Here is a 15,799-nt window from a genome sequence, read left to right as displayed (position 1 = left end):
GCCGGGCGCCTGGACACGAGGCCGCCCGCCGCGCCCCGCACCCCCGTCACGCCGTGCCCGGAAGGGACCCACGCCATGTCAGCCACCGCCACCGACGAGCAGTCGACCTACCTGGAGCTGTCCGAGGACAGCGGCAGCGCGCACAAGTTCTACGAGGTCCGGGTCAGCGGGGTGGAGGTCACCGTCACCTACGGGCGGATCGGCGAGGGAGGCCAGGTCAGGACCACCAGCTACCCCTCGCCGGAGAAGGCCGCGTCGGCCGCGGCCAAGAAGATCGGGGAGAAGGTCCGCAAGGGCTACGCCCCGGCGGTGCGCGGGGTGCGGCAGCGGCGGGAGGTGACGCGCCGGGCGATCGTCAGCAGCCGCTCGACGGCCCGGCAGGCGCCGGTGCTGTGGCGCTTCCGCTCGGGCGCCGCGGCCTTCGGCATCTTCGTCGGCGAGGAGCACGCCTGGGTCGGCAACGAGAGCGGCGACGTCTACACGCTCACCCACGACGGCGAGGTGACCGGCCGCTTCGGCCTGCCGGACGGCGTCAAGTGCATCGTCGCCGACGACTGGTGGATCTACGCGGGCTGCGACGACGGCAAGGTGTACGACCTGGGCGGCAAGGTGCCGCGGGTGGCGTACGAGATAGCCGAGGACGTCGACATCTACTGGCTGGACATCCACGACGGCGTGCTCGGCGTGGCCGACGCGCGCGGCGGGATCACCACCGTCGACCACGAGGACGAGTTCCAGTGGCGCCGCAAGGCCGAGGGCACCGACGGCTGGATGGTGCGCTGCGACAGCGACGGCGTCTACCACGGCCACTCGCGCGGGGTGGCCCGGTACGCGGCGCGCGGCGGTGCCCCGGTCTGGCACACCGCCACCGACGGCGCGGTGCTGTTCGGCTGGCAGGAGCGCGACGAGGTGTTCGCCGGCACCTCGCGCGGCTCGGTGCACCGGCTGCGCAAGGCGGACGGCTCCGAGGCGGCCCGCTACCGCTGCGACGCCCCGGTGTTCTCCTGCGCGGCCTCGCCCGACGGCCGCTACGTGTTCGCGGGCGACAACCACTCCTCGGTGTACTGCTTCGCGGCCGACGGCACCCGGCTGTGGAAGCTCGGCACCGGCTGCGGCTCGGCGTACAGCATGCAGTACCGCGACGGCCGGCTCTACCTGGTGACCACCGACGGCTCACTGGTCTGCCTGGACGCGAGCGAGGCGGCGGTGCGCGCGGCCGAGGAGGGCCGGCTGCCGCAGGCCGCCGAGGTGGACGGCAGCGGCTGGACGGCGGCGGTGGCCGGCGCCGCGATCGAGTCGGTGACCGTCGGCTCGGCGGGCGCGGCGGGCGGCATCGAGGTGGAGTGCGTGCAGGACGGCACCCGGCTGCGGGTGCGGGTGGTGTCGCCGGGCTACGACCCGCTGCGCCGGGTGCAGTTCCCGAAGGACATCCGGGTGCCGGGCGCGCGGTACCTGGTGGCGGAGGTGCTGGAGTCCGGCAGCGGCTCGTTCTACCGGGCGCGGGGGGACATCAAGCGGCTGCTCTGAGTTCCCCTGACGGACGTTCCGTCCACGTCTGATGACCGTTGACAGCCCGGAGCGGGCCTCGGTGTAATGCGGGGGCAATGTGCACGGCACACCGACCGTTTCGGGCTGTTCCCGGGGAAGCAGGGCGTCATGAGCGTGGACACCGCGGCCGTCGCGGACTCCGGAGAGTCGACGGGCGCCACCGTGCCGCAGCCCCGGATGGCCGCGCTGTACGAGCGCGACCGGACCTGCCAGGGGCTCGGCATCGCGCTCGACGAGGTGTCCACCGGGCACGCGGTGATGCGGATGACGATCGGCCCGGCCATGGTGAACGGGCACGGCATCGCGCACGGCGGCTTCCTCTTCCTGCTCGCCGACGCGGCGTTCTCCTACGCCTGCAACAGCTACGGCCCGGTGACGGTCGCCCAGGCCGCGCAGGTGACCTTCCTGGCGCCGGCGGCGGTGGGGGACGAACTGACCGCCGAGGCGGTGGAACGCACCCGCGCCGGGCGTACCGGCGTGTACGACGTCACGGTGCGCAACGCGGCCGGCAAGGCGATCGCGGAGTTCCGCGGCCAGAGCGTGATGCTGGCCGGTACGCCGCACAAGGGCTGACCGCCGCGCACGGGCCGGTCGCCGCGCACGGACCGGTCGCGGCCGCCCGGGCGGGGGGACACCCGCCCGGGCGGTGCGCCGGGTCAGGCCGGCGGGCGCTCGTCGATGACCTGCTGGAGCTTGCCGGTGCGCGGGTTGGTGACCAGCTCCGAGCGCGGCACCCACTCCACCACCAGGTCGTGGATCACGTCGGCCGCGACGTCGTCCGGGTAGAGCGGCCGCGCCTTGTACACCGCCTCGACCAGCTGCCCGGCCAGCCCGGCCGGCGGCTCCTCGGTGTAGCCGAGACGCAGGATCAGCCCGTCCTTGCCGTCCCAGCGCCGCTGCACCATCTGCATGCCGGAGATGATCTGCTCCGGGTCGTGGGCGAGCAGAACGGCCCGGATCTCCTCGGTCGGCATCGCCACCGTGCCGACCCGGGCGCCCTCGGTGGACCGGCCGACCAGCCGGAACCGTCCGCGCTCCACGTCGACCCACTCGGCGCGGTCGCCGGTCGGGTAGCGCAGGATCGGCATCAGGGTGCGGAACAGGTTGGTGACCACGACCCGCCCGGGCACCCCTTGCTCGGTGATCGGCTCGCCGGTGGTGTCGTCGACCAGTTCCACCACGGTCCGGTTCGGGAACGCCTCGTGCACCCGGACGTCGTCGCCGGGCACCGGCGCGCCGACCAGGCCGGCGTCCACCGAGGCGTAGCCGATCGAGGAGATGGCCGCGTTGGGGAACGCGCGGGAGAGGATCGGGCGCAGGTCGGCGAAGAGCAGGTCCCCGCCGAACAGCAGCAGTTCGATCCGCTCGGCGACCTTGCCCTCCTTGACCAGGTGCTCGGCGACCGAGCTGAGCTTCATCGGCTCGCCGGCCAGCACGTCCACGCCGAAGTCCTGGATCAGCCCGGCCACGTAGGCGTCGGGCGCGGCGCCGACGGGCAGCCGGACGTTGTCGACCGGGGCGTGGTGCAGGGCGTTCTCGATGTAGAGGAAGCCGCCGTACAGCTCGCCGGCCCAGAACAGGTTGGCGACCCGGTGGCCGGGCTTGAGGCCGGCCTGGACCAGGCCCGCGCCGAAGGCGGTGACCGAGTCGGTGTGCTCGGTGCGCGACCAGGGGGAGAACTTGGGGACGCCGCTGGTACCGCCGGTCTTGTAGACGCCGGCGTCCGTCAGCGGGCCGGTGAGCAGGCGGTTGTCCGGCCAGGAGTTGGCGGCCCAGAAGGCGCTCTGCTCGATCAGCGGCAGCTGGGTGAGGTGCTCGACGCGCGGCGGCAGGTCCCGGTAGAGCTCCGCGTAGAAGGGGGAGTTGCGGCGGGCGAAGTCGACCAGCTCGGGGAGGGGCTTGGCGGGCATGCGAACGGCTCCTGACGGTTGATCAGTGCTGGTCGGCGCGGCCGATCCAGGTGCGGGCGAGGGTCTGGACGGCCGAGCCGTCCGGGTCGGCGAGCTTCTGCGCCAGGTGGGCGGCGGCCCAGGCGTTGGTGGGGACGCGGAAGGCGGGCCGCTCGGCGCGCAGCGTCCGCACCACCACCTCGGCCACCTCGCGGGCCGGCTGCCCGGCGGCCTCCCAGCCCTGGCCGCCGACCCGGGACAGGTAGTCGGCGAAGGTCGGCGCGTAGGGGCCGGAGGCGGCCGCGATGGTGCGCCGGTCGATGTCCGGGAAGACCCCGAACCCGGTGTCGGGCACGAAGCCGGGGACGACGACGGAGACCCGGACGCCGTGCGCGCCGGCCACCGGGGCGAGGCTCTCCATGAAGCCCTCGACGGCGGCCTTGGCGGCGCAGTAGGCCTCGTTGAAGGGCTGGCCGACCACGCCGTGCACGCTGCCGATGGTGACCAGCCGGCCGCCGGAGGCCCGCAGCAGCGGCAACGCGGCGCGGCTGACCGCGATCACGCCGAAGAAGTTCACCTCCAGGTTCGCCCGCAGCGCGGCGTCGGTGGACATCTCCAGGGTGGGGTCGAAGTTGGAGACCCCGGCGTTGTTGACCACCGCGTCCAGCCGCCCGTACGTCGCGGCCACGCCGTCGACGCAGGCGGTGACGGACGCGGGGTCGGTGACGTCGAGCGGGCGGACGTCCAGCGCGACGCCGGCCTGATCGGCGGCCTCGCGCAGGGCCCCGGCGCGAGCCGCATCGCGCAGGGTCGCCACGGTGCTGAACCCGGCGCGGGCGGCGGCCACGGCGGTGGCCAGGCCGATGCCGGAGGAGCAGCCGGTGATCAGCAGGACGCCGTGCGCGCTCACGACGCGCTCCCCGACAACTCGGGTGCGGTGTCGGTGGATTGCGGCTTCTCCGAGCGGGCGGCGGCGTCCAGCCGGGCCTGGATGCCGAGCGCGGGCAGGAAGGAGCAGGCCGCCAGCAGCGTGCCGCCGGCCATCACCCAGCGCGCCGCGTCCCGGATGCCGAGCGGTTCGGTGAGCGCGGACACGGCGAGGCCGCCGACCAGCGCGGCGAGCGGGATCACGCCCCAGGTGACGGTGCGGAACGCCGCGTGCATCACGCCCTGGTGCTCGGCGGACATCCGCGACTGCCGGGTGGGCGCGCTGCACACGTTGATGCAGGACATGAAGAAGCCGTAGCAGCCCATGGTCACCGCGATCACCGGTCCGGCGGGCAGCGCGGGCGCGGCCAGCACGCCCAGTCCGACCAGGCAGTGCAGCAGCAGCGACCAGGCCAGGGTCCGCCCCAGGCCCAGGCGCGCGCCGATCCGCGGCGCGACCACGGCGCCGATCAGCGCGCCCACCGCGCCGACCGACATGGCCGCGCCGAGCACGCCGACCGACACGCCGAGGCCCCGGTAGGCGAGCACCGGCAGCACCGTGACGAAGATCGGCCCGCCGGAGTTGAGCGTGACGGCCGCCAGCACCACCCGGCGCAGCACCGGGTCGGCCCAGTTCATCCGGAAGCCCGCGGTCAGCCGCTCCCACACGCTGCCCTCGACGACGGTCCGCTCGCCCCACGCCGGCATGGACCGGAAGCAGGCGGCGGACACCAGGTAGCTGGCCGCGTCCACCAGCAGCGCGCCCACCCCGAGCGCGCTGTACAGTCCGGCGGCGATCGACGGGCCGGCCACCTCGGAGACCGAGTTGCTGCCCTCCAGCCGGGAGTAGGCGCGCACCATCCGGTCCTCCGGCACCACGGCGGGGACGGCGATCAGATAGCCGACGTTGAAGAAGATGGTCGCTGCGCTGATCACCGCCACGCAGCCGAACAGCAGCGCGGTGGAGAGGAAGTCCAGCCAGTAGGCGAGGGGGATCACCAGGACGGCGGCCAGCCGCAGCAGGTCGCAGACGAGCATCGTCAGGCGCTTGTCCCAGCGGTCGACGAGCACGCCCGCGACCGGGCCGAGCAGCGGGATGCCGAGGTACTGGGCCATCGCCACCACGCCGACCTGGAGGGCGGAGGCGTGCAGGACGAAGATCATCAGGGTGGGGACGACGAACACGGTGATCCGGTCGCCGACCACGCTGACCGTCTGGCCGGCCCAGAACAGGTTGAAGCCGCGGCCCAGGTCCTCCGGCCGCCGCGGCTTCACGAGGCCTCCCCGGTGACCCGCTGGACCTCGCGCACCACGAGGGAGGCCGTCTTGCCGGTGCGGTCGTTGCCGACCAGCGCCTCCGCCACCCGGACCGTGACGCGCTCCGGGTCGTGCTGGAAGGCGGTGCTCAACGTGAAGGTGCCGGACAGCAGTTCGGCGCGCAGGGCCGCCGCGTCCACCGCCGCGCCGGGGTCGGCCAGCAGCAGGACGTCCACGCCGGTGGCCCGGCCGCCGTCCTCGGTGATCACCACCTGCGCCCGGGAGACGCCCGGTTCGCGCTCCGCCCGGGCGACCAGCTCGTCCACGTGCAGGCCGAGGCCGCGCACCTGGACGACGTTGTCGCGCCGCCCCAGCACCCGCATCGCCCGGCCCGGCCGCCCGCACGGGCAGGTGGTCAACTCGCCCGCGTCGCCGGTGCGGTAGCGCAGCACCGGGTTGAGCATCTCCGGGTCGAGGGTGGTGAAGTCCAGCAGCCCGTCCGGGCCCGCGTGCACCAGCTGCTCGGGCAGCGGGTGGAAGGTGTCGGCGGGGCAGTCGGGGGTGTTGGTGCCGACCACCCAGGTCTCGGTGGAGCCGAACATGCCCCAGCGGCGGGCCTGCGGCGCGACGGCCGCGAGGTCCTCCTCCAGCTGCGGCTGCCAGGCCTCGCCGAGCCAGAGCACCTTGCGCAGGGCGGGCAGCCCGATCCCGGCGGCGCGGGCGTGCGCGAACCACAGGCGCAGCACGCTCGGGGTGCCGCCGATCGCGGTCACCCGGCGGTCGGCGAGGAAGGCCAGCCAGTCCGGGTACTCCTCGCGGGTGATCGAACCGAGCGCGATCACCCGGCAGCCCGCCCGGTCGGCGAGCGCGGCGGCGAGGAAGTGCGCGCCCCACATCCGGCCCGCGCCCCAGGCGTTGGCGAACACGTCGTCCCGGTCGAGCGCCTGCCAGTGGTCCTGGACGGCGGCCATGTAGAAGCCGGTCGGCGCGTAGCCGACCTTGGGCGCGCCGGTGGAGCCGCCGCTCTGGAACAGCCAGGTGGCGGCCGTGCCGGAGCGCGGCTCCAGGTGGACGAGGGCGGTGTTCAGATCGTCCTTGAGCAGCGGCGGCAGGGCGGCCAGCTCGTCCAGGCGGCGCAGGCCCTCGGGGTGGCCGGCGTAGCGCGGCGCGAGCGCGGGCACCGTCCGCAGCAGCTCCAAGGTCCGTGCGGCGACGTTCAGTCGGGCCTCGGCCGCCTCGGGCGGCAGGGAGAAGGCGTCGGTCATCGGGTTTCCGATCGGGGGGTGGGGGCGAGGGGGCGGTTCGCGAGCCACTTGGCGTGGGCGTCCCGGTAGGCGGTGAACCGGGCCCGGGTGATGTCCCGTTGCAGGGTGCGCCCCGGGTCGTCGAAGTCCGGGGCGATCACGCCGTCCGGCTCAAGCTCGGAGAACCAGTACCGCTCGCCGTCGTACAGGAAGTCCACGCAGAAGAACGGGATCGCCAGCTTCTCGGCGAAGTACGCGGTGGCCTCGGCCAGTTCGGGCGGCACCGGCGGGAAGTCCATCGAGCCGCCGCGGCTGGCGTTGGCCACCGGCGAACCGGCTTCGGGCACCCGCCGCAGCGCCGCGTACGGCTTGCCGTCGATCACGTAGACGCGGTAGTCCACGGTGCCGTCGCCGAGGTAGGGCTGGGCGATGAGCGTGGTGTCGCCGCCCTGGGCGAGGCTGGCCAGGCCCCGGACGTCCTCCGGGCCGCGCGCCAGGTTGATCCCGCCGCCGCCGCACCAGCCGGCCGGCTTGACGATCGCCGGGTAGGTCAGGGAGCCGAGCGCCACCTCGTAGTGGTGCTTGGCGACGTCCCGGCCGGTGCCGATCCGGATCGAGGGGATCGGCGGCACCGGCGAGTCGGCGAGGTGCAGCACGGTGGCCAGCTTGTCGTTGCCGATCAGCGAGACCTGCGGCGGGAACGGCAGGTAGAAGCCGGCCTGCTCCAGCACCGCGTACAGCGCGTACTGGTTGAAGACGTCCATCGACTGGTACGGCAGCGAGTAGAGCGCGGTGATGAACAGGGTGTCCTGCGGGGTTACCGGCTCCTCGTCGACGTACACCAGCGGGCGGGCCGGGTCGGTGGCGTCCACGGTGACCGCGTCCGGCGCGTGCCGGCACCAGGTCAGGCCCAGCTCCTCGGCCACCTCGGCGTAGAGGTCCCAGAAGTAGTGGCGCCAGGTCGCGGTCGTCCGCGTCGACTCGCGGTCGGGGAAGATCCAGCACATCCGGCGCAGCGGGCCGGGGTCGTGCGCGGCGGGATCGGGTCGCTGCGGGGCGGCGGGGTTCACCGTGCTGCTCCTTCCTGGGGTGCGGGGTGCCCGGCCCGGTCCGCCCACCAGCGGCGGCCGGCCTCGGGGAGGGTGTCCACCGGGTCGTAGTAGGGGTGGAGGCGGTCCAGCGCGTCGTGCCCGGCCGGGGCGGCGTCCGCCGTGCGGACCTCCAGCCCGGTGCGGTAGTTCTTCGTCCAGTACGAGATGCCGCGCTCGCGGTCGTACGCCACCACCTGGTGCACCCAGCGCTTGCCGAGCCGCGGCACGTCGCAGACCAGGCGCGGGGTGGCGTAGCCGGGCAGGTAGCCCATGATCGCCTCCTGGAGGCGCTGCGCCTGGTGGAGGCTGGTGCGCCAGTGCTCGGCGTTGGGGATCATGTCGCAGAGGTAGAAGTAGTACGGCAGGATGTTGGCCTCGCCCTGGAGGGCGAAGCAGAGGTCCAGCAGGTCCTCGGGGGTGTCGTTGACCCGCCGCATCAGCACGCCCTGGTTGCGCACGTCCCGCACGCCCGCGTCGAGCAGCGCCCGGGCCGCCTCGGCGACCAGCGGGGTGATGGAGCGGACGTGGTTGGCGTGGGTGTGCACGGCGAGGTTGACGGCCCGCTGGGCGGCGATCGTCGCCACCCGGTGCACGCCCGCCAGGACCTGCGGCTGCAGCCAGTGCTGCGGCAGTCCGACCACCGCCTTGCTGGCGAGCCGGATGTCGCGCACCGACTCCAGCTCCAGCAGCCGGCGCAGGAACGACTCCAGCTGCGGCCAGGGCACATTGGCGAGGTCGCCGCCGGAGACGACCACGTCGCGCACGGTCGGGGTGCGCTTGAGGTAGTCGAGCATCTGCTCCTGGCGGTGTTCGGGCCGCAGCGCCAGGCGGGTCTTGGCGACCTGCGGCGTGGAGGTGCCGACCAGGTCCATCCGGGTGCAGTGGCCGCAGTACTGCGGGCAGGTGGCGACCAGTTCGGCCAGCACCTTGGTGGGGTAGCGGTGGGTGAGGCCCTCGACGACCCACATCTCGGCCTCGTGCAGCGAGTCGCGCTCGGCCTTGGGGTGGCTGGGCCAGTGCGGGAGCCGGTCGGCGCGCACCGGCAGCATGTAGCGGCGCACCGGGTCCGCCAGGAACGCGGCGGTGAACGCCTCGGGGGTGGTCGGGGCGTGCGCGGCCATGGTGTTGAGCAGCTGCGGCGGCACCAGCAGCGGCATGGTCGCGAACTGCTCCTGGTCGGAGTCGAGTTGGGCGTAGAGGTCGGGGGTGAGCAGATCTCCGACGACGGCCCGCAGTTGGCGGGTGTTCTTGACGCAGTGGGCGCGCTGCCACTGGGCGTCGCGCCACTGGTCCTCGGTCACGTCGCGCCAGCCCGGCAGCCGGCGCCAGTCCGGCTCCACCAGGGGCGTGCGGACGTACTGGTAGGGCTGCGCGGGCGCGGGGTGCGCGGCGGCAGCGTGCTGGTCGTCCATCCGGGGGCTACTGGCCGGTGAAGAGGGTGGCGAAGCGGGTGCGCAGTTCGCGCTTGAGCACCTTGCCGGTGGGCCCGAGCGGGAACTCCTGCGCCGTGCGGGCGATCCGGACGGCGGCGAGCGCGGCCAGGCCCGCCTGCGCGAGCGCCTTGTTGGCGGCCTCCTGCACGTCCGCCTCCGTGGCCTGCGCCGCGTCCTGCTGCAACTGGACGACGGCGATGGGCCGTTGGCCCTCCCCGGCGGCTCCGGGCACGCCGACCACCGAGCAGTCCCGGACCAGCTCGGCGCAGTCCGCGAGCAGCACCTCCTCGATCGGCAGGCTGTAGACCGGTCCGGTGGCGGTGTCGATGACGTCCACCGTCCGGTCCAGGTGGTAGAACCGGCCCTCGGCGTCGCGCCGGGCGACGTCCCCGGTCAGCCAGTACCCGGCCAGCTCGAAGCTGCCGGTCAGCCGCTCGTTGTTCCAGTAACCGGGCGTGCGCGAGGGCGAGTCGATCGCCAGCAGCCCGACCGTGCCGTCCGGCACCTCGCCGCCGTCCTGGTCCAGCACGGCGGCCCGGCGCACCACCTCCAGCGGCTTGCCGACGCACCGGTCGTCGCGGGCCGACTCCGGCGTGGTCACCTGGCCGAACAGCGCCATGCCCATCTCCGAGGAGCCCAGGCCGTCGACGAACTGCGAACCGGGCAGGGCGGGTTGCTCCGCCTTCTGCTGCGGCAGCAGCCAGGGCCGGATCAGCCCGGCCGGGCGCTCGCCCAGCTGGACCAGGCGGCGGATGTGCCCGTAGTGCGCGCTGTCGCCGGTGTTGAACCAGGAGTGCACCCTGGCGGCGGCCTTCACCGGTGCCTCCCCGGTGGCGAGTTCGACGAAGGTGCGCGGGAAGGAGGCCACCATGGTCGGCCGGAACGCCTCCATCACCGGCTCGACGACCGCGCGGCGCCAGTCGGCCATCACCACGGTCGGCAGGCCGAGCAGGGTCGCGGTGAGGAAGTAGCTCAGGCCGCCGGCGTGGGTGTGCGGCATCAGCGACATCAGCCGGTCGTACGGCTCGGCCGGGAAGCGCACCATGCGCGGCTGCTTGCCGTCCCAGAACTGGCGGTGCCCGAGCATGGTGGACTTCGGGGTGCCGGTGGTCCCGGAGGAGTGGATCAGCGCGACCACGTCGTCCGGCGCGTGCCGGTACGGGTACTCGGCGGGCAGGGCGCCGGAGGCCTCCGCGTCGAAGGCCTGGACCTCGGCGGCGAGCGCGAGGAACCGGGGCCGGCGCTGCGGGTCCTGGCGGTAGGCGGCGGCGAGCCGGGTGGTGTCGTCGGCGACCACGCCGACCACGCCGACGTGGTGGAGGTAGCGGACCATCACGTCGTGCCGCATGGCGTCGTTGACCAGCGCCGGGACGGCGCCCAGCGCGGTGAGCGCGAGGAAGTGCAGCAGCGGCTCCAGGCCCTCGGCGATCACCACGGCCACCGGCTCGCCGGGGCGCACGCCGTTGGCGTGGTACCAGGCGGCGTAGCGGTCGCGCAGCGTGGCCAGGTCGAGCAGGCTGTGGCCGCGCAGCACGACGGCGCCGCGGTGGTCGGTGTGGTGGCTGTAGGCGAACGGGACCGCGCGGTTCGGGTTCACCGCGAGGGCGTGGTCGAGGAAGTTGCCCGCCCCGAGGCCGGGTTCGGCCATCAGCCGCTCGCGGGCGGCGAGCGGCGCGATCGGGGAGGGCGGGGAGGGCGGGGTGCTGCCCAGGGGGGAACTCGGGTCGCTCATGGCGTCTCCTGAGAGGGGTGGCCCGCGGTTCTTGTGGAACGGGAGCACGGGCTGCGGGGGGAACGGTGCCGGGTGGTGCCGGCGGCGGGGCGGCGGATCAGGCCTCGCCGTCGAGGATCTCCGCGACGACCCGGTGGCCGGAGCGGATCGCGCCCTCCAGCAGGCCGAAGAACTCCGTGCTGGTCTCGGTGCCGGCCCAGTGCACCCGGCCGTGCGGCGCGGTCAGCGCCGGGCCGAGCCGCAGCCAGTCGCCCGGCCCGAAGAGCGCCGCGTAACAGCCCTTGCTGTACGGCTCGTTGACCCAGTCGGTGACATGGAAGCCGACCGGCTCGGGGAGCATCGGGAACAGCCGCGCGGCCTGCCCGACGGCGGCCGCGCGCTGCTCGCGCGGCGCCAGGGCGGCGTAGCGGTGCGCCTCGGCGCCGGTGACGAAGCCGGTCAGCACCCCGACCGCCGAGCCGGCCGGCGAGTCGTCCACCGTGGAGAGCAGCGGGCCCTGCGCGTTGACCGACCAGCCGGAGAGGCCGTGCTCGCGCCAGACCGGCGAGGGGTAGACCAGGTTGACCTTGACCGCGCAGCCGCGCCCGGTCCGCTCGCCCGCCCGGCGGGCCGGCGGCTCGGGGCCCAGGTCGAGGGCGTCGGCGAGCAGCGGCGGCAGCGCCACCACGGCGGCGTCGGCCCGGTAGGCCGCGCCGCGCTCGGTGTGCACGGTGACCCCGTCGGCGTCCTGCGCGACGGCCCGCACCGCCTCGCCGAGCCGGACGGTGCCGCGGTGCCGCTCGGCCAGCCGTGCGGCGAGCCGCTCGCAGAGCAGGTGCGCGCCGCCGGCGATCCGGTCCTGCTGGGCGCCGCCCTCGAAGGCGTTGAGGTAGCGCAGTCCGCCGCCCGAGCGCAGGTAGAAGGCCATGTGCAGGACCGAGATGTCGGCCGGGTCGGCGGCCATCATCTCGCCCAGGAAGAGCGGGAAGAACAGGTGGGCGTCCGGGTGGGTGAGGTACTGCTCGGCCCACTCGGCGGCGGTGAGGGTGTCCAGCCGTTCGGCGTCCGGGGTGAGCCAGGGAGCCTCGGGCCGGACGGTGGCGGTGAGTTCGGCGAGGTGGTCGAAGAGCTCGCCGAGCGCCACCGCGTTGAGCGGCGGGAAGCGGCCGTCCCGGGTGGCGTGCTCGGGGCCGTCGCCCCGGTGGCCCCCGAGCGCGAAGCGGCTCGCGCCGAGCATCGTGGTGGGAGTGGTGTGGAGGTCCAACTCCTTGATGAGGTTCAGGAGTTCGGTGTGCCGGGCGCCGAGGTAGGCGGCGCCCGCGTCGATCCAGGCGTCGGGGGCGACCTCGATCCCGTGGGTGCGCCCGCCGACCCGCTCGCGTGCCTCCAGCACGGTGACGTCCACCCCGCGGGCCGCCAGCCCCTCGGCGGCGGTCAGCCCCGCCGGTCCGGCGCCGACGACGACGGCGGAGCGCGCTCTGCCGCCGGTCATCCGACGGTCGCGATCAGCTCGGCGAGGCCGGCCGGGGTCGGCGCGAGCACGAAGTCCTCGAAGGACAGCTCGACGCCGTACGTCCGGGCGAGGGCGCTCAGCACGCGGGTGGCGATGAGGGAGTCGCCGCCGAGGAGGAAGAAGTCCGAGTCCGCCGCGACGTCGTCCGTCTCCAGGACGCGGCGGAAGATCGCCGCCACGCCCTCCGTGTCGGGGGGAGTGGTGTCTACGCTGCTCAAGGAGGCTCTCCTAGGACCGTCGGGTGGTGCGGTGCGCCGGGGCAGCACCGGGTGAGGGTGGACCGTTGGTGTGCGCCGGCCCGGGCGCGTGAGGGGGGAAGCGTCAGGGGTGGGCCGGTGCCGGGACGGGCGCCGAGTGGCGGTGGTGCGAGGCGGCGCGATCGACCTTGCCGCTCGCGGTGAGCACCAGTGCGGGCACGACGGTGATCCGGCTGGGCACGAGATGGCCGGGCACCCGCTCGCGCAGGTACGCGCGGACCTCGGCGTCGAGCGTCCCGGCCGCCGCCCCGGCGCGCGGGACCACGTACGCGACCAGCGCGGAGCGGCCGGCGACCGTCGCGCCCGTCACCGCCACCGCGTGCACGCCCGGGTGCCCGCCGATGTGCGCCTCCACCTCGGCCGGGTCGACCCGGATCCCGCGCACCTTGAACTCGCCGTCCAACCGGCCCTGGTGGGTCAGCACGCCGTCCGGCGCGCGGCTCACCCGGTCGCCGGTGCGGAACCAGCGCAGGCCCTCGGCGTCCTCGGTGAAGCGGGCGGCGGTGGCCTCCGGCAGGCCGAGGTAGCCGAGTGCTACGGCGGGCCCGCCGATCAGCAACTCGCCGCGCTCGTCGATCCGTTCGCGCACATGGGGCAGCGCCCGGCCGATCGGCACCCGGTCGCCGGGCGCCCAGGGCCGGTCGCGGTCGGCGGCCAGCGGGCCGTGCAGGTCGACAGCATGGGTGATCAGCGTGGTCTCGGTGGACCCGTAGGTGTTGAGCAGCCGGATCCGCCCGGTGTCGAGGGCGGCCCAGTCGGCCAGCCGCGCGGGGTTGGCCGCCTCGCCGCCGATCACCACCAGCCGGACGCGGCCGGGCAGCGCGGCGCGCTCCTCGGCGAGGTGGAGGACGAGTTCGTGCCAGAAGGCGGTGGGCAGGTCGAGCACGGTGATCCGCTCGCGCTCGATCATCCGCAGGAAGCGCGGGAACGACCCGCTGTGGGCCTCGCGGTCCAGGACGAGCGCGGCGCCGGTGGTGAGCGTCGGCAGGATCTCCTCGAAGCAGGTGTCCCAGTTCAGCGAGGCGAACTGGAGCACCCGGTCCTCGACGGTGAGGCCGAACAGGGTGCGCAGCGAGTCGACGGCCGCGGAGATCGCGCGCCGGGGTGTGACGACGGGTTTCGGCTGCCCGGTCGAACCCGACGTGAAGAGCAGATAGGCCGGCCGCTGCGCGGCGTCCCCGGGCGTCCCGGCCGATCGCGCTGACCCGCCGGCGGTGTCCGGGCCGGGTCCGGGGTCGAGCCCGAGGGCCGTGCGGCACCCGACCGCCGCCAGCATGTCCCGCCGCCGTTGCGGCGGGAACGCCGGGTCGACCGGGCAGTACGCCCCGCCGGCGGCCAGGATGCCGAGCAGCCCGACGACGGTGTCCGGCGCATGGACCGCCGGAACCGCCACCACGCCCGGTGCGGGGCCGATCCGGTCGGCCAAAGCGCGTGCCAATTCGTGCAGTTGGCGATAACTGACGTCCTGCCCCTGGTGGACGATCGCCGGTCGTGCGGGATATCGGCGCACGGTTTCCGTGAACGCGTCAATCAGGTCGGAAGTGGCTCCGTGGATGTTGCGGTTATTTGTCATGCCCGCCCCAGAGAATGCCGTGCGAGCACGTGTTCGGTACTCGGCGGACCGGGACTCTACCCGCCGAACCTGCGGAGCCACAATGGTTGTTGAGGATGTCGCTTCAAGGATGTGTGGTTGACATGTGAACGGGGCCGGCGCTATTCGGGCGGGCCGCTGTGGCCCGGGTGACTGCGGAGGGTGTCCGGGCGGTGACTGCTCGCCCCGGGGCGGCGGCGGCGCCTTTCCCCCGGAGATCGCACACGATCCGACTCCGCTGCCATTTCGCGCCGCCGTCCCGTCGCGCGCGGGAGGTGGTGTGAACGGGAGGTGACGCGAACGGGGCGGGGCGCCGGTGCGACCGGCCCCCCGCCCCGCTCCTGGCCGTGCGTCAGCAGGACAGGTTGCCGCCGCCGACATCGGTGCCCAGGACTCCGACGAACTTCTTGTAGAGGTTGATCCGGTCGTCACGCTGGGCCGGGTTCTTGCCGTCGCACTCCAGCGCGCCGTTGATGCTGCGGATCGTCTCGCCGAAGCCCTTGTTGTTGACGATGGCGTCGTGCGGGGTCGTCCGGCCGGCGCCGCTCTGCGTGTTCCAGAACCAGAGCGCGGTCTTCCAGGAGACCGCGGAGTCCCGCTCCGCCAGGTACGGGTCGTGCAGCAGGTCGATGCCGAGCGCGTCGCCGGCCGCCTTGTAGTTGAAGTTCCAGCTCAGCTGCAGCGGTCCGCGCCCGTAGTACGCGGCCTGGCCCGCCGGACAGCCGTACGACTGCGAAGTGTCGCAGTAGTGGGGGTAGTTCGCGGTGTTCTGCTCGACGACGAACTTCAGCCCGCCGGTCTCGTGGCTCACGTTGGCGAGGAAGGCCGCGGCCTCGCGCCGGCGGGTGGCGGTGTCGCCGGTGGCGGCGAACTTCGGGTACGCGTTCAGCGCGTTGACCAGCCCGGCGTAGGTGTAGAACGAATTCCGGCTCGGGAAGAGCTGGTTGAACTGGGACTCGCTGACCACGAAGGAGCCGGCGGCGGAGGCCGGCGCCGTCTGTCCGGCCAGGGAGAGGGTGCTCAGCGCGGCGGCCGAGGCCGCCACCGAAAGGGCGCGCAGAAGCTTCATCGTTCCTCGCAGGTGATTTCGGGAATCGGTCGGTGATGCGGTGCTTCGGGAGCGAAGCGCCGGAATCATCGTGGTGCCCGATTCCCGGAATCCGCGGTGCGCGCAGCCGCAAACCACCCCTTCGGGGCGAATGTGTTCCGGTGATCTGACGATAAGTCAATACAGGGGCGACGCGGGGGTGTTCATGAGGCCTGGCGGGTGGGGATCAGTCCGTCCGGCGTGGGGCGAGGGAGGTGAGCACGACCGCGATGTGGCTGTACCCGGGGATG

13 protein-coding genes are annotated in these 15,799 nt (G+C 73.9%); 2 read left to right on the top strand and 11 right to left on the bottom strand.

Going from position 1 to position 15,799, the window contains the following annotated elements:
* Window positions 1–75 precede the first annotated feature (75 nt).
* Window positions 76–1,527, top strand: a complete 1,452-nt coding sequence (locus tag ACFCLZ_RS07975) for a WGR domain-containing protein (protein ID WP_380284081.1) — start codon at window positions 76–78, stop codon at window positions 1,525–1,527.
* A 129-nt stretch (window positions 1,528–1,656) separates the two neighbouring features.
* Window positions 1,657–2,121, top strand: coding sequence for a hydroxyphenylacetyl-CoA thioesterase PaaI (paaI, locus tag ACFCLZ_RS07970; RefSeq protein WP_380284080.1), 465 nt, complete (start codon window positions 1,657–1,659; stop codon window positions 2,119–2,121).
* An 83-nt stretch (window positions 2,122–2,204) separates the two neighbouring features.
* Here paaI and ACFCLZ_RS07965 read toward each other — a convergent pair whose 3' ends face one another.
* From ACFCLZ_RS07965 to ACFCLZ_RS07915, 11 genes are all read right to left on the bottom strand, one after another.
* Complete coding sequence (locus ACFCLZ_RS07965; RefSeq protein WP_380284079.1) at window positions 2,205–3,458, bottom strand: phenylacetate--CoA ligase family protein; 1,254 nt, start codon at window positions 3,456–3,458, stop codon at window positions 2,205–2,207.
* Between the two features lie 22 nt (window positions 3,459–3,480).
* Window positions 3,481–4,347: an SDR family NAD(P)-dependent oxidoreductase gene (locus ACFCLZ_RS07960; protein ID WP_380284078.1), complete on the bottom strand. Its 867-nt coding sequence runs from the start codon at window positions 4,345–4,347 to the stop codon at window positions 3,481–3,483.
* A complete protein-coding gene (locus tag ACFCLZ_RS07955) occupies window positions 4,344–5,639 on the bottom strand; it encodes an MFS transporter (RefSeq protein WP_380284077.1) in 1,296 nt (431 codons plus the stop codon). Before ACFCLZ_RS07955 ends, ACFCLZ_RS07960 begins: the two co-directional genes overlap by 4 nt.
* A complete protein-coding gene (locus ACFCLZ_RS07950) occupies window positions 5,636–6,886 on the bottom strand; it encodes a phenylacetate--CoA ligase family protein (protein WP_380284076.1) in 1,251 nt (416 codons plus the stop codon). The genes ACFCLZ_RS07955 and ACFCLZ_RS07950 overlap by 4 nt, the downstream gene beginning before the upstream one ends.
* Complete coding sequence (locus ACFCLZ_RS07945) at window positions 6,883–7,935, bottom strand: RimK family alpha-L-glutamate ligase (protein ID WP_380284075.1); 1,053 nt, start codon at window positions 7,933–7,935, stop codon at window positions 6,883–6,885. Before ACFCLZ_RS07945 ends, ACFCLZ_RS07950 begins: the two co-directional genes overlap by 4 nt.
* Complete coding sequence (locus ACFCLZ_RS07940) at window positions 7,932–9,368, bottom strand: KamA family radical SAM protein (protein ID WP_380284074.1); 1,437 nt, start codon at window positions 9,366–9,368, stop codon at window positions 7,932–7,934. The genes ACFCLZ_RS07945 and ACFCLZ_RS07940 overlap by 4 nt, the downstream gene beginning before the upstream one ends.
* Before the next feature lie 7 nt (window positions 9,369–9,375).
* The gene (locus ACFCLZ_RS07935) at window positions 9,376–11,121 is read right to left on the bottom strand and encodes a class I adenylate-forming enzyme family protein (RefSeq protein ID WP_380284073.1); all 1,746 of its coding nucleotides are present in this window, start codon (window positions 11,119–11,121) and stop codon (window positions 9,376–9,378) included.
* A 97-nt stretch (window positions 11,122–11,218) separates the two neighbouring features.
* Window positions 11,219–12,592 (bottom strand): flavin monoamine oxidase family protein, encoded by a 1,374-nt coding sequence (locus ACFCLZ_RS07930; protein ID WP_380284072.1) that lies wholly within the window; start codon window positions 12,590–12,592, stop codon window positions 11,219–11,221.
* Window positions 12,589–12,831: a phosphopantetheine-binding protein gene (locus ACFCLZ_RS07925; RefSeq protein WP_380284071.1), complete on the bottom strand. Its 243-nt coding sequence runs from the start codon at window positions 12,829–12,831 to the stop codon at window positions 12,589–12,591. The genes ACFCLZ_RS07930 and ACFCLZ_RS07925 overlap by 4 nt, the downstream gene beginning before the upstream one ends.
* 103 nt (window positions 12,832–12,934) lie before the next feature.
* On the bottom strand, window positions 12,935–14,443 hold the full coding sequence (locus tag ACFCLZ_RS07920) for an amino acid adenylation domain-containing protein (protein ID WP_380284070.1): 1,509 nt from the start codon (window positions 14,441–14,443) through the stop codon (window positions 12,935–12,937).
* A 370-nt stretch (window positions 14,444–14,813) separates the two neighbouring features.
* Entirely contained in the window at window positions 14,814–15,530 is a 717-nt protein-coding gene (locus tag ACFCLZ_RS07915) for a chitinase (protein WP_380284069.1), read from the bottom strand.
* Window positions 15,531–15,799: the final 269 nt, after the last annotated feature.

Source organism: Kitasatospora purpeofusca (genome assembly GCF_042691725.1).
GTDB lineage: Bacteria > Actinomycetota > Actinomycetes > Streptomycetales > Streptomycetaceae > Kitasatospora > Kitasatospora purpeofusca_B.
Note: the sequence above shows the minus strand (reverse complement) of the source record. Positions and strands in the feature narration are given on the sequence as shown.